This window comes from Mycobacterium sp. E1214, assembly GCF_001666755.1.
Taxonomy (GTDB): Bacteria; Actinomycetota; Actinomycetes; order Mycobacteriales; family Mycobacteriaceae; genus Mycobacterium.
Genome location: NZ_LZJC01000014.1, coordinates 1 through 17,786, shown reverse-complemented (window position 1 = coordinate 17,786; position 17,786 = coordinate 1). Strand labels below are relative to the sequence as shown.

General features: G+C 71.7%; 17 protein-coding genes and 1 pseudogene. 10 read left to right on the top strand and 8 right to left on the bottom strand.

Going from position 1 to position 17,786, the window contains the following annotated elements; genetic code table 11:
* Positions 1 to 181: 181 nt before the first annotated feature.
* Entirely contained in the window at positions 182 to 526 is a 345-nt protein-coding gene (locus A5700_RS01375) for an aminopeptidase (RefSeq protein WP_068073199.1), read from the bottom strand.
* A gap of 135 nt (positions 527 to 661) precedes the next feature.
* Here A5700_RS01375 and A5700_RS01370 point away from each other — a divergent pair, with 135 nt between their 5' ends.
* Together A5700_RS01370 and A5700_RS01365 are read left to right on the top strand one after the other, a co-directional pair.
* Positions 662 to 1,111 carry an SRPBCC family protein gene (locus tag A5700_RS01370; RefSeq protein ID WP_068073233.1) on the top strand — a complete coding sequence of 150 codons (450 nt, stop codon included), beginning with the start codon at positions 662 to 664 and terminating at the stop codon, positions 1,109 to 1,111.
* Entirely contained in the window at positions 1,108 to 2,712 is a 1,605-nt protein-coding gene (locus A5700_RS01365; protein WP_068204385.1) for an NAD(P)/FAD-dependent oxidoreductase, read from the top strand. The genes A5700_RS01370 and A5700_RS01365 overlap by 4 nt, the downstream gene beginning before the upstream one ends.
* A gap of 3 nt (positions 2,713 to 2,715) precedes the next feature.
* Here the strand turns inward: A5700_RS01365 and A5700_RS01360 are convergent, their stop codons facing one another.
* Positions 2,716 to 4,263: a leucyl aminopeptidase gene (locus A5700_RS01360; RefSeq protein WP_068073196.1), complete on the bottom strand. Its 1,548-nt coding sequence runs from the start codon at positions 4,261 to 4,263 to the stop codon at positions 2,716 to 2,718.
* Between the two features lie 50 nt (positions 4,264 to 4,313).
* Here A5700_RS01360 and gcvT point away from each other — a divergent pair, with 50 nt between their 5' ends.
* Both gcvT and A5700_RS01350 read left to right on the top strand, forming a co-directional pair.
* Complete coding sequence (gene gcvT, locus A5700_RS01355; RefSeq protein WP_068073194.1) at positions 4,314 to 5,447, top strand: glycine cleavage system aminomethyltransferase GcvT; 1,134 nt, start codon at positions 4,314 to 4,316, stop codon at positions 5,445 to 5,447.
* A gap of 55 nt (positions 5,448 to 5,502) precedes the next feature.
* A complete protein-coding gene (locus A5700_RS01350; protein ID WP_068073192.1) occupies positions 5,503 to 6,609 on the top strand; it encodes a branched-chain amino acid aminotransferase in 1,107 nt (368 codons plus the stop codon).
* 27 nt (positions 6,610 to 6,636) lie between these two features.
* On the opposite strand, the gene A5700_RS01345 is transcribed toward A5700_RS01350, so the two are convergent.
* Genes A5700_RS01345 through A5700_RS01330 form a run of 4 tightly spaced genes read right to left on the bottom strand, consistent with a single transcriptional unit; the run spans position 6,637 to position 9,703 of the window.
* On the bottom strand, positions 6,637 to 7,395 hold the full coding sequence (locus A5700_RS01345) for an adenosylcobinamide-GDP ribazoletransferase (RefSeq protein ID WP_068204383.1): 759 nt from the start codon (positions 7,393 to 7,395) through the stop codon (positions 6,637 to 6,639).
* Positions 7,392 to 8,447 carry a nicotinate-nucleotide--dimethylbenzimidazole phosphoribosyltransferase gene (gene cobT, locus A5700_RS01340; protein ID WP_068073188.1) on the bottom strand — a complete coding sequence of 352 codons (1,056 nt, stop codon included), beginning with the start codon at positions 8,445 to 8,447 and terminating at the stop codon, positions 7,392 to 7,394. Before cobT ends, A5700_RS01345 begins: the two co-directional genes overlap by 4 nt.
* Positions 8,444 to 8,992 carry a bifunctional adenosylcobinamide kinase/adenosylcobinamide-phosphate guanylyltransferase gene (locus A5700_RS01335; RefSeq protein ID WP_068073186.1) on the bottom strand — a complete coding sequence of 183 codons (549 nt, stop codon included), beginning with the start codon at positions 8,990 to 8,992 and terminating at the stop codon, positions 8,444 to 8,446. The genes cobT and A5700_RS01335 overlap by 4 nt, the downstream gene beginning before the upstream one ends.
* 27 nt (positions 8,993 to 9,019) lie before the next feature.
* Positions 9,020 to 9,703: a DUF3043 domain-containing protein gene (locus tag A5700_RS01330; RefSeq protein ID WP_068073184.1), complete on the bottom strand. Its 684-nt coding sequence runs from the start codon at positions 9,701 to 9,703 to the stop codon at positions 9,020 to 9,022.
* A 191-nt stretch (positions 9,704 to 9,894) separates the two neighbouring features.
* Between A5700_RS01330 and A5700_RS01325 the strand changes: the two genes are divergently transcribed.
* Both A5700_RS01325 and A5700_RS01320 read left to right on the top strand, forming a co-directional pair.
* Complete coding sequence (locus tag A5700_RS01325) at positions 9,895 to 10,971, top strand: glycerate kinase (protein ID WP_068073232.1); 1,077 nt, start codon at positions 9,895 to 9,897, stop codon at positions 10,969 to 10,971.
* 95 nt (positions 10,972 to 11,066) lie between these two features.
* Positions 11,067 to 11,423, top strand: coding sequence for an iron-sulfur cluster assembly accessory protein (locus tag A5700_RS01320; protein WP_068073182.1), 357 nt, complete (start codon positions 11,067 to 11,069; stop codon positions 11,421 to 11,423).
* A 39-nt stretch (positions 11,424 to 11,462) separates the two neighbouring features.
* Here the strand turns inward: A5700_RS01320 and A5700_RS01315 are convergent, their stop codons facing one another.
* Positions 11,463 to 12,143 (bottom strand): hypothetical protein, encoded by a 681-nt coding sequence (locus tag A5700_RS01315; RefSeq protein ID WP_068073180.1) that lies wholly within the window; start codon positions 12,141 to 12,143, stop codon positions 11,463 to 11,465.
* Positions 12,144 to 12,308: 165 nt separating this feature from the next.
* Here A5700_RS01315 and A5700_RS01310 point away from each other — a divergent pair, with 165 nt between their 5' ends.
* Positions 12,309 to 13,283, top strand: a complete 975-nt coding sequence (locus tag A5700_RS01310) for a carbohydrate kinase family protein (protein WP_068073178.1) — start codon at positions 12,309 to 12,311, stop codon at positions 13,281 to 13,283.
* Positions 13,284 to 13,500: 217 nt separating this feature from the next.
* Here the strand turns inward: A5700_RS01310 and asnB are convergent, their stop codons facing one another.
* Positions 13,501 to 15,471 carry an asparagine synthase (glutamine-hydrolyzing) gene (gene asnB / locus A5700_RS01305; RefSeq protein WP_068073176.1) on the bottom strand — a complete coding sequence of 657 codons (1,971 nt, stop codon included), beginning with the start codon at positions 15,469 to 15,471 and terminating at the stop codon, positions 13,501 to 13,503.
* 168 nt (positions 15,472 to 15,639) lie between these two features.
* On the opposite strand from asnB, the gene A5700_RS01300 reads away from it, so the two are divergent.
* The 3 genes and pseudogenes from A5700_RS01300 to A5700_RS01290 form a co-directional block, all read left to right on the top strand.
* Positions 15,640 to 16,737 (top strand): cytochrome c oxidase subunit II, encoded by a 1,098-nt coding sequence (locus tag A5700_RS01300; protein WP_156671018.1) that lies wholly within the window; start codon positions 15,640 to 15,642, stop codon positions 16,735 to 16,737.
* A 13-nt stretch (positions 16,738 to 16,750) separates the two neighbouring features.
* On the top strand, positions 16,751 to 17,170 hold the full coding sequence (locus tag A5700_RS01295; RefSeq protein WP_068073172.1) for a cytochrome c oxidase subunit 4: 420 nt from the start codon (positions 16,751 to 16,753) through the stop codon (positions 17,168 to 17,170).
* A gap of 181 nt (positions 17,171 to 17,351) precedes the next feature.
* Positions 17,352 to 17,786 (top strand): annotated as a pseudogene (locus tag A5700_RS01290) (hypothetical protein); the annotation flags it as partial.

Sequence of the window (17,786 nt, the reverse complement as noted above, 5' to 3'; positions counted from 1 at the left end):
GGCTTCGACGCGCCAACCGGAAGGGGGCGGCGCCGTCGACGGCCGCCGGGGCCCGGGTCACGTCAACCGCCCGGCGCCCGCGCCGATTCAGCGGTTTGAGTCTCAAATCCTATGCGCTGCAAGGGCTTTCGCGGTTCGCCACGCGGGCGAGGTGAAACCTAAGGTCGTCGGGCCCGCCGGGTCAGATACCCGGCCGGGCCGCACCCTCGCGCCGCACCAGCAGCGCCCCGGCGATGCCGAGGATCCCCAGGATGGTCAGCGGGATCGTCCAGGTGCGCCGGCTGCCCACCGACGACTGGCACTGCGCGACGTAGTCGGTGTGCGGGACCACCTGGTTGAGGATCGGGACGTTGGCCACGCTGTTGTTGTTCGCGCTGCGGGCCGAGGACAGGTCGGTGGCGACCGCGTTGCCGCAGCCGATGGAGTGGCCGTTGCCGTCCGAGATCGACACGGGCGCCAACAGCCCAATCACGCCGGCCAGTAACAGCACCGCACCCACACCGATGATCAACCGTCGCAGCGTCACGATCGCGCCTTTCGCCTCAGGGTTTGGACCGGTAGCAGGTTAACCGGCCCGCAGCCGCTGTAAACGCGGAGTTCACCGGGTACGCGCCGCGATTCTGGGTATCCCGGCGCAATGGCGCAGGCGAAAGGACGCGAGGTGATCACAGCGGTTCGGGAGGTGCCCGCTCCCTGCGAACGGGTGTGGGAGGTGCTCGCCGACGGCTGGACGTACACCCAGTGGGTGGTGGGCAACAGCCGGATGCGGGCCGTCGACCCCGACTGGCCGGAACCCGGCTCCACGATCGAGCATTCGATCGGCATCTGGCCGTTGGTGATCAACGACAAGACGGTCGTCGAGGTGAGCGAGCCGCCGCACAAACTGATGCTGCGCGCCCACCTCGGGCCGCTGGGCGCCGCCCGCATCACGCTGCTCCTGCAGGAGACGTCGCAGGGGTGCCGGGTGGAGATGATCGAGGTGCCGGCCGTGGGCCCGATGGGCGTCGTCCCCGATTCCCTGGCCCTGGCCGCGGCCTATCCGCGCAACAAGGAATGCCTGTGGCGGCTGGCGGCGCTCGCGGAGCACCGGGAGCCGAGCCAGGTGACGTGAGCGCGCCCCGAGACGCCGTCGACGCCGTGGTCGTCGGGGCCGGGCATCACGGGCTGGTCGCCGCGGCCATGCTGGCCGACGCCGGGTGGGACGTGCTGGTGCTGGAGGCCCAGCCGGAACCGGGCGGCGCCGTGCGCAGTGCCGAGCTGACGCCGGGCTACGTCACCGACCTGTTCAGTTCCTACTATCCGATGACCGTGGCGTCCCCGGCGATGGCGGCGTTGCAGTTGGAGGATCACGGGTTGCGGTGGTCCCACGCGCCGACGGTGGTGGGCCATCCGCGCAACGCCGCCGACGACGACCCGCCGATCGTGTACCACGACCCCGGCCAGACAGCCGCCGAATTCGAGCGCCGCGTCCCGGGGGACGGCGCGAACTGGCTGCGCACGGTCGAGCTGTGGAACACCGTCAAAAAGCCGCTGCTCGAAGCGATCCTGTCGCCGTTCCCACCGGTGCGCCCGCTGCTGACGCTCCTGCACAAGCTCGGGACGTCGGACGCGTTGCGGCTGGCGAACCTGCTGGTCCAGCCCGCCAACGCGATGGCCCAACAGCTGTTCGACGGCGACGCGCCGCGAGTCATGTTGTTGGGCAACGCCTTACACGCCGACATTCCGCTGGACGCGCCCGGCAGCGGCGTGATGGGCCTGCTGATGACCATGCTCGCCCAGGACTGCGGCTGGCCGGTGCCCGTCGGGGGGTCGGGCCAGCTGACGGCGGCGCTGGTCAGGCGGGCCGAGTCGGCCGGGGCGCAGATCGAATGCAACCGGGAGGTCACCCGCATCCACGTCGAGGGCGGCCGGGCCGTCGGCGTCAGCACCGCCGACGGCCGCATCGTGCGGGCGCGCCGCGCGGTGATCGCCGCCGTGACGGCGCCCCGGCTGTTCTGCGACATGCTGCCCCCGGACGCGGTGCCGCCAGGGCTGCTGCGCGACCTGCGGCACTTCGTGTGGGACCCGCCCGTGGTCAAGGTGAACTACACGCTCGACGCGCCGATCCCGTGGCGCGCCGCCAACCTGCACGACGCCGGGACCGTGCACCTGGGCGCCGACGGGGACGGCCTGGTGCGGTGGATGGCCGACGTCAACACCCGCACCGTGCCGCAGCGTCCGTTCATGCTGCTGGGCCAGACCACCACCGCCGATCCCTCCCGGTCACCGGCCGGCACCGAAAGCGTCTGGGCCTACACGCATCTGCCGCGCGAGGTCTCCGACGACGCGTCGGCCGAGCAGCTCGCCGAGTCGATGGATCGCGTCATCGAGGAACACGCCCCCGGCTTCGGTGCCCACGTCGTCGGCCGCTTCCTGCAACGGCCGTCCGACCTGGAGGCCCACGACGCCAACCTGCACCGCGGCGCGGTCAACGGCGGCACCTCGCAGCTGCAGCAGATGCTCATCTTCCGCCCGGCGCCGGGCATGGGCCGCGCCGAGACGCCCGTCGAGCGGCTCTATCTGGGCAGCGCGTCGGCCAGCCCGGGCGGCTCGGTGCACGGCGCGTGCGGGCGCAACGCGGCCAACGCGGCGCTCGCCGCGGACGGCCTGACCGGCTGGCCGCGCCGCAACGTGCGCCGCGCCGTGTTCTTGCTCATGACGGGCCGGCGCTGAACGCTAGCCGTTTTCGGCGATGTCCTCCAGCACCGCGAACATGGTGCGGGTCGGCACGCCGGTCGCGCCCTTGGGCGAGTAGCCCCACGCGCTGCCGGTGTTGAACGCCGGTCCGGCCACGTCGAGGTGCGCCCAGCTCACGCCGTCGGCGACGAACTCACGCAGGAACACCCCGGCGACCAGCATGCCGGCGAAGCGCTGCCCGCTGATGTTCGACAAATCGGCCACCGTCGACTTCAGGTCTTCCTTGAGCTCGTCGGGCAACGGCATCGGCCAGCCGTTCTCACCGACCCGCTGCGAGATCTCCGCGACGCGGTCGCGGAACTCGTCGCTGCCCATCACGCCGGGGATGCGGGCGCCGAGCGCCACCGTCTGCGCTCCGGTCAATGTCGACGTCTCGATCAGATAGTCCGGGTTGTCCTCGCACGCCCGCACGATGGCGTCGGCGAGGATGAGCCGCCCCTCGGCGTCGGTGTTCTGCACCTCGACGGTGATCCCGCCGTACTGGGTCAGCACGTCGCCCGGGCGCTGCGCCGTCGCCGACGGCATGTTCTCGGCCATCGGCACCGTGGCGATGACGTCGATCGGCAGCTCCAGCTGCGCGGCCAGCGCGACGGTCGCGATGACCGCGGCCGCGCCGCCCATGTCCGAGGTCATGTGGTGCATGCCCGCGGCCGGCTTGATCGAGATGCCGCCGGTGTCGAAGGTGACGCCCTTGCCGACCAGGGCCACCTTCTTGGCCTGCTTGGATCGCTTGGCGTGCTTGGAGCCGCGGTGCGTCAGGCGGACCAGCCGCGGCGGGCGCGACGAGCCCTGCCCGACGCCGATGATGCCGCCGTAGCCGCCCTTCTGCAGCGCCTTGTCGTCGAGCACCTCCACTTCCAGACCCACCGATTCGCCCAAAGCCCGCGCGCGCTTGGCGAATTCGGCGGGGAAGAGGTGGCTGGGCGGGGTGTTGACGAAGTCGCGTGCCGTGGCGACGGCCGTCGCCACCGCGGCGCCGTGCGCGGCATCCTTCTTCGCGTCCTTCGCGGTGGCCAGCACCGTGATCTTGCGCAGCCCTTGATCTTTGGGTGCCGTCTTGGCGCTGCGGAAGTCGGTGAACCGGTAGCTGCCCAGGATCAAGCCCTCGACGGCGGCGGAGAGGACGTCGGCGCCGGGCAGCTCGCCCAGCGTGGTGAGCACCGACTCGGTCTTGCCGAGCGACCGCCCGGCCACCCCGGCGGCCCGGCGGATCGTGTCGGCGGGCCACTCGGGGCGCGGCTTGCCCAGGCCGACCGTCAGCACGCTGGACACCGGCAGCGACGGCACCACGAGCCGGTGCACCTGATCGGCGCCGCCCGTGGCCTCCAGCGCCCGCAGCCCGGCCTGAATCTCGGCGACCGCGTCGGCAGACAGGAAGGGCTCGGCCGCCGCCAGCGCCGCGCCGGGCTGGTCGTCGTCCCCGGTGGACACGACCGGCACGATCAGCACGGACGAGGTCCCGCCGCGTTTGGGCAGCGACGTGGCGACAGTGACGGTGGGGGCGGCGTAACCGGGTTCGGTGCTCATCCGCATCACCCTAGTGGGCCGCGGGCCGCCGCTGATTAGGGTGAAGGGTCGTGACCCCTGCAGCCGAGCCCCTCGAACCCCGCGAACCCCTGCGTGGACCGCTGGAAGACCGCCACCGCGCGCTGGGCGCCAGCTTCGCCGAATTCGGCGGCTGGTTGATGCCGGTGTCCTACGCCGGCACCGTCAGCGAACACACCGCCACCCGCAACGCCGTCGGCCTCTTCGACGTCAGCCACCTCGGCAAGGCGCTGGTCCGCGGCCCCGGGGCCGCCCAGTTCGTCAACTCCGCGCTCACCAATGACCTCGGTCGCATCGGCCCCGGCAAGGCGCAATACACGTTGTGCTGCACCGAATCCGGCGGCGTCATCGACGACCTGATCGCCTACTACGTGAGCGACGACGAGATCTTCCTGGTGCCCAACGCCGCCAACACCGCCGCCGTGGTCGAGGCGCTGCAGGCCTTCCAGGCCAGCAACGCGTCCGCCGGCCTGACGATCACCGACCTGCACCGCGACTACGCGGTCCTGGCCGTGCAGGGCCCCCGCTCGCCGGACGTGCTCACCGAGCTGGGCCTGCCCGCCGACATGGACTACATGGGTTATGCCGACGCGTCGTTCGACGGGGTGCCGGTGCGGGTCTGCCGCACGGGTTACACCGGCGAGCACGGCTACGAGCTGCTGCCGCCGTGGGACACGGCCGGGGTGGTGTTCGACGCGCTGGTGACCGGGGTGCGCGCCGCCGGCGGTGAGCCGGCCGGCCTGGGCGCCCGCGACACCCTGCGCACCGAGATGGGTTATCCGCTGCACGGCCACGAGCTGTCGCCCGAGATCTCGCCGCTGCAGGCCCGCTGCGGCTGGGCGATCGGCTGGAAGAAGGACGCGTTCTTCGGCCGCGAGGCGCTGCTGGCCGAGAAGGCGGCCGGGCCGCGCCGGTTGCTGCGCGGGCTGCGGATGGTCGGGCGCGGCGTGCTGCGCCCCGGGCTGACGGTGCTGGCCGGGGATGCGCCGGTCGGGGTGACCACCTCCGGCACGTTCTCCCCGTCGCTGCAGGTGGGCATCGGGCTGGCGCTGATCGACGTGGCCGCCGGGGTCGAGGACGGCCAACGGGTGACCGTCGACGTCCGCGGCCGGTCGGTCGAGTGTGACGTGGTGCGGCCGCCCTTCGTCGAGGCGAAAACCCGTTAACCGCGGGGATTGCGCGGGCAAAAACCCGTTGGCGGGCGCATATACAATCAGCCCCATGTCCAGCGGCTCGCTCGAGTTCACGGTCGCGCACTCGGAGAATCCCGTTCCGGACGCCGAGCGCGAGACCATCTTGGCCGACCCCGGATTCGGCCGGTACTTCACCGACCACATGGTGTCCATCGACTACGACGAGGGCCGGGGCTGGCACGACGCCCGCGTCATTCCCTACGGCCCGATCGAGCTCGACCCGTCGGCGCTGGTGCTGCACTACGCGCAGGAGATCTTCGAGGGCCTCAAGGCCTACCGCTGGGCCGACGGCTCCGTCGTGTCGTTTCGCGCCGAGGCCAACGCCGCGCGGCTGCGGTCCTCGGCGCGGCGGCTCGCGATGCCCGAGCTGCCCGACGAGCTGTTCATGGGTTCGCTGTGCCAGCTGGTGGCCGTCGACGACGCGTGGGTGCCCGTCGCCGGGGGCGAGGCCGCGCTGTACCTGCGGCCCTTCGTCATCGCCACCGAGCCGGGGCTGGGCGTGCGCCCGGCCAAGCGGTACCGCTACCTGCTGATCGCGTCGCCGGCCGGCGCCTACTTCAAGGGCGGCATCAACCCGGTGACGGTGTGGGTGTCGACGGACTACGTGCGGGCCAGCCCCGGCGGCACCGGCGCCGCCAAGTTCGGCGGCAACTACGCCGCCTCGCTGCTCGCCCAGGCCGAGGCCGCGGCCCACGACTGCGACCAGGTGGTGTGGCTGGACGCCGTCGAACGCCGCTACGTCGAGGAGATGGGCGGCATGAACATCTTCTTCGTGTTCGGCAGCGGCGGCTCGGCGCGGTTGGTCACCCCGGAGCTGTCCGGTTCGCTGCTGCCGGGCATCACCCGAGACTCGTTGTTGCAGTTGGCCGTCGACGCCGGCTTCGCCGTCGAGGAACGCAAGATCGACATCGACGAGTGGCAGAAGAAGGCCGCGGCCGGCGAGATCACCGAGGTGTTCGCCTGCGGCACCGCCGCCGTCATCACCCCGGTCGCGCGCGTCAAGTACGGCGACACCGAGTTCACCGTCGCCGACGGCCAGCCCGGCGAGGTCACGATGGCGTTGCGCGACACGCTGACCGGCATCCAGCGGGGCACCTTCGCCGACACCCACGGCTGGATGGCGCGGCTCGGCTGAGCGCGGCCGCGCGGCGCAGCCCGGCGGCTAGAACCGCACCAGCGCCGCCAGGGCCAGCGCGCTCACCGTCGCGGTGCATTCGATCGCGGCGCCCAGCACGTCGCCGCTGATCCCGCCCAGGCGGCGCACGCAGTGCCGCACCAGCAACCCCGCGCACCCGACGCCCAGCAGCACCGCCACCGGGCCCTGCCACGGCCGCGGCCCCACCGCGGCGGACAGGCCCAGCAGCGCCGCGACCCAGGCCGCCGCGACGGGCGCCGGTTGGCTGCCGGCGACCCGCGCGCCCAGCGAGCTGCCGGCGGCCGCCGGCACCGACCGGCGGCACGCCAGCACGGCCGCCACCCGGCCCGCGAACACCGCGATGGCGACGCCCAACACGGCGCGCGTCCCCGCCGCCGCCAACGCCGAGAACGCCAGCCCCTGCACCGCGATCACCAGCACGACGGCCGCCACGCCGAACGGCCCCGTCGACCCGTCGCGCATCACCGCCAGCGCGCGCTGCGGCGGCCCGTAGCAGCCCAACCCGTCGGCCGTGTCCGCCACACCGTCGATGTGCAGCCCGCGCGTCGCCAGCAACAGCGCGGCGACGGCCAGCAGACCCGGCAGTGGGCTCGACGCCCCGAGCGCCGCGGCGGCCCCGCACGTCACCGCCGCGGCCGCCGCGCCCAGCGCGGCGCCCACCACGGGCAGCGCCGTCATGGCGCCGCGGCCCATCGGGGCCTGCGCCGAGCCCGGGACGGGCAACACCGTGCCGAAGGCGAAAGCAGTTGCCAGCGAACGGATCACGGCGTCGCGGGCGGCTGCCGGTCGGAGACGCCGGCCTGCGCGAAGGTGGCCATCGACGCCAACGTGGCCGCCGCCGCGCGCAGCACCGGCACGGCGAGCGCCGCGCCGCTGCCCTCGCCCAGGCGCATCCGCAGCTCGAGGATCGGTTCGAGCTCCAGCGCCGCCAAGGCCAGCGTGTGGCCCGGTTCGGTGGACCGGTGCCCGGCCTGCCACCAGTCGCGGGCGCCTGGGGCCAGCCGCTCGGCGACCAGCGCGGCCGCCGTCACCGCCATGCCGTCGAGCAGCAGCGGCGTGCGCCGCACCGCGGCCTGCGCGCAAAAGCCCGCCATCGCGGCCAGGTCGGCGCCGGCCGCGCAGCGCAGCAAGCCGACGGGGTCCGGCAGCACCCGGCGGGCGCGAAACAGCGCGTCGCGCACCGCGGACGTCTTGCGCGCCCACCCGGCGTCGTCGACGCCGCTGCCGAAGCCGACCGCCACCACCGGCTCGGCGTTCGTCAGCGCCGCCACCAAAACCGCTGCGGGCGTGGTGTTTCCGATGCCCATGTCACCGGCGATCAACAGGTCCGCGCCGGCGTCGACCTCCTCGTCGGCGATGTCCCGGCCGGCCGCGATAGCCCGCCGCACCTCGTCGTCGCTCAGCGCGTCCTCGACCGTGATGTCCCCGCTGCCGCGCCGCACCTTGTGCGCGGCGGCGCGCTCACCGGTGGCCGCGTCCACGGCCACATCAGCGACCCGCACCGTGGCGCCCGCGACGCCGGCCAGCACGTTGATCGCCGCCCCGCCCGCCTCGAAGTTGGCGACCATCTGGGCGGTCACCTCGGGCGGGTAGGCCGACACCCCGGACCGGGCGACGCCGTGGTCGCCGGCGAAAACCACCACCCGCGCGCGTTCCAAAGGCCTTGGCGGACAGACACCTTGGCAGGAGGCGAGCCACACCGACAGGTCTTCCAGGCGGCCCAGCGAGCCGCGGGGCTTGGTCAGTGTGTCCTGGCGGGCCCGGGCGGCGGCGGCGACGCCGGCGTCGGGCGGCGCGACGGGCGCGAACTCCGTCACCCGAGCGGCGCCTTGATCGGCAACGCCTGCCCGGCGACCACCAGCACCACCCGGTCGCAGAGCTGCGCGACCCGCTGGTTCAATTCACCCAACTCGTCGGCGAATTTGCGCCCCGCGGGCGTCGCGGGAACGACGGCCAGCCCCACCTCGGGGGTGACGAGCACCAGCGTGGCGCCGAAGGCGCCGATGGCGGCGACGGCGTCGTCGACCGTGTCGCGGACCGCGCCCGCCGCCGAGTCGTCCTCCCAGGCCCGGTTGCGGTCCAGCGTGCCGGTCAGCCAGCCGCCGAGGTCGTCGACGAGCGTGGGGGTGCCCGGCGAGCCGCGCAATTCCGCGGCGAGGTCGGTGTTTTCGACGGTCGACCAGTGCGCGGGCCGGCGGTCGCGGTGCGCGGCGACCCGGTGCGCCCACGCCGCGTCGTCGGAACCGGGCGGCCCGGGAGCCAGGTAGCGCACCGGCTCGCCGGCCGGCAGCGCCGTGGCGATGGCCTCCTCGGCCCAGCGTGACTTGCCCGACCTGATTCCGCCCAGCACCAGCGTGCGCACCGGCGTCAGGCGGCTTTCCCGCGCCGCTTAATCGGCACTGCCGCCGCGCTGGACCTGAGGCCGCGGCGTGCGCAGCCGACGCATCTGCGACGCCCGGCTGGCGGCGTACAGGCCGAGCTTCCAACGGCTTTCGGTGTTCTTGGGGAACTTGGCGTCGACCAGCCTGCTCACCTTGCGGCCCAGCACCACCCCGTCGATGCCCATCACCAGCATCAGCGCCAGCATCGCGGGCGACACGTAGAGCTGCAGCTGCGGCGTGGTGAACATGGCGAACATCAGGAACAGGGTGGACGGCATGAACAGGCCCAGCAGGTTGCGCCGGGAGTCGACCACGTCGCGCACGTAGCGGCGGATCGGGCCGCGGTCGCGGGGCAGCAGGTAGGCCTCTTCGCCGGACATCATGCGTTCCCGGCGGTCGGTGAGGCGGGCGCGGCTGGCGGCCTTGTCCGCCTTGCGCTCCTCGCGGCTGAGCTTCGGACCGGCCAGCGTCTTGCGCCGGGCCCGCGCCTCGGCGGCGGTCATCGGTGCGGGGGCGACGGGCCCCTTCTTGGCGCTGCGCCGGGCTTGGTCACGCTTGGGCGTGGGCCGCCCCTTGGGGCCCGTGCGGTGCGACTCGCGCGTCGCCGCGTCCGACGCCCCGGGGACGTCCGCCGCCACGACGGTCGGGGTCAAGTCCCCGTCCTGGCCTTTCTTGCGGCCCATCAGCTTCACAGGGGCCAGGTTACTTCCCGGCGCGGGTGTGGCGGAATTCGCCTGGAATGCCTCGCTATTAGACCTGCGTCAGCACCGTCCTTGGCCCTACTCTTACCAGTGATGAACGGCTGCCTGTGATGGACGACGGGTCGATGGCCACCGACGACGGCGGTCCCGGCCTCGCTCCCGGCCGTCTGCAGTTGCCGGCCATGCTCGTGCTGGTGGCCCCGGACTGTTACGGCGACAGCATGACGGCCGTCGAGGCGGCCGCGGCGATCGCGACCGGCTGGACCCGCTCGCGCCCCGGCGACCGGTTCATCGTCGCGCCGCAGTCCGACGGCGGCCCGGGATTCGTCGAGGTGTTGGCCAGCCGCTTGGGGCAGCTGCGGCGGGTGCGGGTGTTCGGTCCGCTGAAGGCGATGGTGACGGCCGAGTGGGTCTTCGACCCCGGCTCGGCGACCGCCTACCTCGAATGCGCCCAGGCCTGCGGTTTGGCCCTGCTCGGCGGCCCGCCCACCCCCGAAACCGCGATGGCGGCGCACAGCAAGGGCGTGGGCCAGTTGATCGCCGAAGCCCTGCGCGCGGGGGCGACGCGCATCGTCGTCGGGCTCGGCGGCAGCGCGTGCACCGACGGCGGGCAGGGCATGATCGCCGAACTCGGCGGCCTGGACACGGCCCGCCGGCAATTGGCGAACGTGGAGCTCATCGCCGCTTCCGACACCGAATACCCGCTGCTGGGACCGTGGGGCGCGGCGCGGGTCTTCGGGCCGCAGAAGGGCGCGGACACCGCCACGGTGGCCGCCCTCGAGGTGCGCCTGCAGGCGTGGGCGCTGATCTTGGAGGCGGTGGCGGGCCGCGACGTCAGCGCCGAGCCGGGCGCGGGCGCGGCCGGCGGCATCGGGGCGGGCCTGCTGGCGCTCGGCGGCCGGTGCGAGTCCGGGGCCGCCATCATCGCCCAGCACACCCGCCTGGCCGACGATTTGGACACCGCCGAGTTGATCGTCACCGGCGAGGGCCGGTTCGACGAGCAGTCGCTGCACGGCAAGGTGGTCGGCTTCCTCGCCGACGCCGCCCGGCCGCGCGGAATTCCGGTGGTGGTGCTGGCCGGGCAGGTCGGGCTGGACAACGCGACGGTCCGTTCGTCGGGCATCATGGCGGCCCTGTCGATCGCCGACCACGCCGGGTCGGTGCGGTTGGCGCAGGCAGACGCCGCCAACCAGCTGATGGGGCTGGCGTCCGTGGTCGCGGCGCGACTCGGGAATAGCGGTCCCGCAAGGTACCGTTGATGCAGTGGGCTTTTTTCGAGCGGTTCGGGCCGGCCGACGGAGGCCGGTGGAATCGACCCTGACGACCACGCCCCACTAGGCATGTAGGAGAAGCAATGACGGTGCAAAACGAGTCGAACGTCGCGACGCACGGCGTGATCCTGACCGAGGCCGCCGCCGCGAAGGCCAAGTCGCTGCTGGACCAGGAGGGACGCGACGACCTGGCGCTGCGCATCGCCGTCCAGCCGGGCGGCTGCGCGGGGCTGCGTTACAACCTCTTCTTCGACGACCGGACGCTGGACGGCGACCTGACCGCGGACTTCGGGGGAGTCACCCTGACCGTGGACCGGATGAGCGCCCCCTACGTCGAGGGTGCGTCCATCGATTTCGTCGACACCATCGAGAAGCAGGGCTTCACCATCGACAACCCGAACGCCACCGGGTCCTGCGCCTGCGGCGACTCGTTCAACTGAGCCGGGGCCGCTGACCGCTGGCGGTCGGTTGTCAGGGGCTCAGTACGAGCCCGCGGTGCGCAGCACGTAGGAGCAGACGGTGATCTGCCCGCGCTGGAACAGCAGTTGCGCGATGCCTTGCAGCGGTCCGCGCGTCGGGCCGCCGCTGGCCGGGGTGACTTGCATGCTGAACAGCGCCTGCGCCTGGTACTGCGACAGGTAGACGATCTTGTCGATCGAGGTCACCTCGACCTCGGAGAACTGCTTGCGGAACGCGTCGCTGTTGAGCTTGGCCAACGCCTGATCGGAGCGCTTGTCCTGGACGCCGTCGTACAGGCCGCACAGCGCGTTGCGCACGATCACGTCGATGTCGCGGTGGTCCAGCGCGTCCAGATAGCCCTGGATGGCGGTCTTCGCCGCCCCCTCGGAGAAGGTGGCGCCGCTGTTGGCCCCGTTGGTGCGCACGCCGTACACGATCGCCACGGTCAGCACGGCGACCAGCGTCAGCGCGAGCAGCACGCCGGTGACCAACCGGCGCCGGGACCGCTGCGGCGGGTAGGGAACCGCCGGCGGCGGGCTCCCGGCATAATTGGGAGCCGCGGGTCCCGCGTCGCCGGCGCCGGGCCCGGGCCCGAAGGCGGGGCCGGCAGGCTCGTGCGGGAACTCCAGAGGCTGGGATTCGTTTGGGGGCGTTGGTCCTTCGCCGCCGACGGTGTGGTTCGACGAATGCGGACCGGCCATCGTGGGTCTCCTACGGTGATCGTGATCCCGGCAGCAACTCGAAGCGACGGGAGTGAGTTCCCTAGGGAGGCTAGCGCACCACCCGCGCGCCGAGGAGCGGACGCAACGACGCTCTGGGTGCGTGAGTAAGCTCGATAACCTTGCTAACGAAGAGCGGAGACTTTCGTGACGATCGCGGTAACAGGCTCGATAGCCACCGACAACCTGATGCGCTTCCCCGGCCGGTTCTCTGAGCACCTACTGGCCGACCACCTGCAGAAGGTGTCGCTGAGCTTCCTCGTCGACGACCTGGTCATCCACCGCGGCGGTGTGGCCGGCAACATCGCCTTCGCCATCGGGGTGCTGGGTGGCGACGTGGCGCTGGTCGGCGCGGTCGGCGACGACTTCGACGACTACCGGCAGTGGCTGCAGTCGCACGGCGTCAACACCGACCACGTGCTGGTCTCCGACACCGCGCACACCGCGCGGTTCACCTGCACCACCGACCAGGACATGGCGCAGATCGCCTCGTTCTACCCGGGCGCCATGTCGGAGGCCCGCAACATCAAGCTCGCCGACCTGGTGTCGTCGATCGGGAAACCCGACCTGGTGATCGTCGGCGCCAACGACCCCGACGCGATGGTGGTGCACACCGAGGAGTGCCGCAAACTCGGCCTGCCGTTCGCCGCCGACCCGTCCCAGCAGCTGCCCCGCCTGTCCGGGGAGGAGATCGACAAGCTCGTCGACGGCGCCGCCTACCTGTTCACCAACGACTACGAGTGGGAGCTGCTGCTGTCCAAGACCGGCTGGTCGGAGGCCGACGTGCAGCAGAAGGTCGACCTGCGGGTGACCACGTTGGGTGCCAAGGGCGTCGACATTGTCGAGCGCGACGGCACCACCACCCACGTCGACGTGGTGCCGGAGAATAGCCAGACCGACCCGACGGGAGTCGGCGACGCCTTCCGCGCCGGCTTCCTCACCGGCCGCAGCGCCGGCCTGAGCCTGGAGCGTTCGGCGCAGCTGGGCTCGCTGGTGGCGGTGCTGGTGCTCGAGTCCACCGGCACCCAGGAGTGGACCTGGGACCGCGAGGACGCCAAGAGCCGGCTGGCCGGCGCCTACGGCGACGAGGCGGCCGAGGAGATCGGCGCGATCCTGGCGTAGCCGCGGGTGGCGTCGGCGGCTGACGCCGCTGGCACCCGGTACCGGCGCTGCGCTGCGCTGAACTGCGCTGAACCCGCGAGCGTAAGCACCCTGCGACTTTGGGCCCGGATTTCCGCAGTGGCCTTACGCTCGCGAGCCCAGGACACGCCAGGCAGGCCGGGCGCGAGGCCAGGCCAGGCAGGCCAGGCCGGGCGCGAGGCAGGCCGGGCCCGGGCAGTCAGAGCTGGACGGGATACACCGGCTCGCTGATCTGGGGCACCACGCTGTGCTCGACGAAGATCGCGTGCCAGAGCATGAAGATCAGCACCGTCCACAGCCGGCGGCTGTGATCGCTGACGCCGTTGCGGTGCTCGTCGAGCATCCGGCGCACCGCGGCGAGGTCCACCAGGTGGCCTGCCTGCGACGCGTCGACCGTCGCGTAGGCCCACTCCAGCAGTTCTCCGGCCCGCAGCCAATGCCGGATCGGCACCGGGAACCCCAGCTTGGGCCGGTGCAACACGTGGGCCGGGACGACGGGCTCCAGGGCGCGCCGCAGCGCGTACTTGGTGGTCGTGCGGGTGATCTTGGCGTCGACGGGCAGCCGGGACGCGACGGCGAACACCTCGGGATCTAAGAAGGGCACCCGCAACTCCAGGGAATTGGCCATGGTCATCTTGTCGGCCTTGACCAGGATGTCGCCGCGCAGCCACGTGAACAGGTCGAGGTGCTGCATGCGGGCCACCGGGTCCCAGCCGGCCGACTCGGCGTACACCGAGGCCGTCACGTCGGTGTGGGTCCAGTCCTCGCGGAAGCCCGGCAGCACCTCGCGCAGCTGCGCGTCGGAGAAGCTGCGGGCGTTGCCGTAGTAACGCTCTTCGAGCGTCAGCGAGCCGCGGTGCAGCAGGCTCTTGCCGCGTATCCCCTCCGGCAGCGGCCTGGACACCTTGCCCATCGACCGGCGCAGCGGCCGCGGCAGGTAGTCGAACGGCTTGAGCGACAACGGCTCCCGGTAGATCGTGTAGCCGCCGAACAACTCGTCGGCGCCTTCCCCCGACAGCACCACCTTGACGTGCTTGCGGGCCTCGCGGGCCACGAAGAACAGCGGGACCAGCGCGGGGTCGGCCACCGGCTCGTCGAGGTACCACACGATCTCGGGCAACGCGGCGACGAACTCGTCGGGGGAGACCACCTTGGCGATGTGGCGGGCGCCGATCGCCTCGGCGGAGGCCACCGCCACGTCGATCTCGGAGAACCCCTCGCGCTCGAAGCCGGTGGTGAAGGTGATCAGCCGGGGGTTGTGCCGGATGGCCAGCGCGGCAATCGCGGTCGAGTCGATGCCGCCGGACAGGAACGCCCCGACGGTGACGTCGGCACGCATGTGTTTGGCCACCGAGTCCTCGAGCACCGCGGTGATCTCGTCGTAGCGGGCCTGCTCGGCGCCGCGGGTGATCGGGGTGGCCGCGAAGCGCGGCGTGAAATACCGGGTGATCTGCGGCCGCTGGCCGGGACGGATGCGGGCGTAGCAGCCCGACTCCAGGCGGCGCACCCCGCGGTGCAGCGTTTCGGGCTCGGGCACGTACTGCAGGATGGTGTAGTGCTGCACCGCCCGCTCGTCGATGCCGGTGTCGAAGCCGATCAACTCGGCCAGGTCCAGCAGGCACTTCTTCTCGCTGGCCACCGCAGTTCCGCCGGCGCCCGTGGCCAGGAACAGCGGCTTGATGCCGAACGGGTCGCGGGCGCAGAACAACTCACCGGTGGCGGTGTCCAGCAGCGCGAACGCGAACATGCCGCGCAGCCGGGTCAGGACGTCGGTGCCCCAGAAGTGGAAGCCGGCAACGATCGCCTCGCCGTCGCCGTCGGTGGCGAACACCGCGCCGTGCCGGGCGGCCAGCTCGGCGCGCAGCTCGAGGTAGTTGTAGATCTCGCCGTTGAACACCAGCACGTAGCGGTCGGGCGCCTCGGGCGGACCCCAGCGCAGCGGCTGGTGCGCGTGGGCGATGTCGATGAACGACAGCCGGTTGAACCCGAACACGACGCTGCCCTCCGCGGCCAGGCCGCCGGGTTCGTCGGGCCCGCGGTGCCGCATCAGGCGCAGCGAGCGGCCGACGGCGCCGTCGACGCGGGCGGCGTCGGCGACCTTGATCGAGGAGCTGTCGAAGCCGGGATCCGAACCGTCCGGGGCGGCGACGAACGCCAGCAGACCACACACGGCGCCCCAGTATGCCGCACTCGCGCGCTCCGGGTTGGCGGCGCTCGTGGCGGCCGTGCCCGGCGCGCGCCGAGGGGCCGCGGCGCGAGCCGACCGGGGTTTCGTCGCCGCGCTCAGCCGCGTGGTCTACGCTGCGTAGTATTCGATATCCGAGCAGGAGGCGCCAACGTGACACCTCGCGAGCAGCACCGTTCGCAACGTATGTCGCAGGGCAGGATTCAGCGCCGTTCCGGGGGCGCCAGCGGGGGCCTGTCCCGCCGTCTCCGGCCGTTGGCGCTGGCAGCGACGTTCGGGGGGCTCGCGGTCGCGCTGAGCGGATGCAGCTGGCAGCACGTCCTGGCGTTCGGCTGGCCGGACGGTATCACCCCGCAGGCCCACTACAACCGCGAACTGTGGATCGGCTCGGTGATCGCGGCCCTCGCCGTCGGCGTGGCGGTGTGGGGCCTGCTGTTCTGGTCGTCGGTGTTTCACCGCAAGAAGGCCACTGACACCGAGCTGCCGCGGCAGTTCGGCTACAACATGCCGCTCGAGCTGGCGCTGACCGTCACGCCATTCCTCATCGTGTCGGTGCTGTTCTACTTCACCGTCGTGGTGCAGGAGAAGCTGCTGCACGTCGCCAAGGACCCCGAGGTCGTCGTCGACGTGACCGCGTTCCAGTGGAACTGGAAGTTCGGCTACCAGCGCGTCGCCTTCAAGGACGGCACCCTGACCTACGACGGCGCCGACGCCGAGCGCAAGAAGGCGATGCTGTCCAAGCCCGAGGGCAAGGACGCCCACGGCGAGGAGCGCGTCGGCCCGGTGCGGGGCCTGAACACCTCCGACCGGCAGTACCTCAACTTCGACAAGGTCGAGACGTTGGGGACCAGCGACGAGATCCCGGTGCTGGTGTTGCCGACCGGCAAGCGCATCCAGTTCGACCTGGCCTCCGCCGACGTCATCCACACGTTCTGGGTGCCGGAGTTCCTGTTCAAGCGCGACGTGATCCCCAACGCCGAAGCGAACAACTCGGTGAACGTGTTCCAGGTCGAGGAGATCACCCGGCCCGGCGCGTTCGTCGGTCACTGCGCCGAATTCTGCGGGACCTACCACTCGATGATGAACTTCGAAGTCCGGGTGGTGTCGCCCAACGACTTCAAGGCCTACCTGCAGCAGCGCACGCAGGGCAAGACGAACGCCCAGGCGCTGCAGGCGATCGGACAGCCGCCGCTGGCGGTGACCACCCACCCGTTCGACACCAAGCGCGGCCAGTTGGCCGGAAGCCAGTAGGTTAGGACGCGAAATGCATATCGAAGCCAGGTTATTCGAATTCATTGCCGGGTTTTTCCTACTGATCGCCGTCCTTTACGGCGTGCTGACGGCGCTTTTCGCAACCGGCGGCGTGGAGTGGGCGGGCACCACCGCGCTGGTGTTGACCGGCGGCCTGGCGTTGATCGTGGCCACCTTTTTCCGCTTCGTGGCTCGGCGCCTCGACACCCGGCCCGAGGACTACGAGGGCGCCGAGATCAGCGACGGCGCAGGCGAATTGGGTTTCTTCAGCCCGCACAGCTGGTGGCCGATCCTGATCGCGCTGTCCGGATCGGTGACCGCGGTCGGCATCGCGCTGTGGCTGCCGTGGCTGATCGCGGCCGGTGTGATGTTCATCCTGACTTCGGCGGCCGGATTGGTTTTCGAGTACTACACGGGGCCCGAGAAGCACTGATTTTCACGACCCAAGGTCACAATCCGATCACGTGATTGGCGGCCCGGTCGCCAGAACGGGTTTGCCCCTTTTGGTTCGGTAATGTTTTGCCCAGATCAATGAGAACGTCCCAAGCGCGCCCGCGACGATGCAGCGGTGAATCTTTGCGCGTTGGCGATGTAGTCGAACAGGGCAGGCGAAGATGAGCGGGCCGAAGCACCCGGGATGGGACCCGGATGAACCCGACGACGCTCACGGCTTCGATCACGCTTCCGGTCAGGCGTCCGGTCAGGATCTGGGCCCGGACCCCGGCCCTGAGCCGGAACCCGACGCGTTCGACGGCGCAGCGGCGGGGCTGGGGGACGCCGCTCCCGCCGACGGTGACCTGGAACCGCTCGATGGTGGCGCGGACCCCGAGCCGGTGGACCAGACGGGGCAGACCGACGCCTACTCGCGGGCGTACTCGGCCCTGGACGCCGAGCAGTTCACCAGCGGGCCCTACGTGCCGGGCGAGCTGGGGCTCTACGACTACGAGGACTACAACGAGGCCGCCGAGGCCGACGACACCCACAGCGCGCCGCGCTGGCCGTGGATCGTCGGCGTCGCCGCCATCGTCGCCGCGATCGCGCTGGTGGTC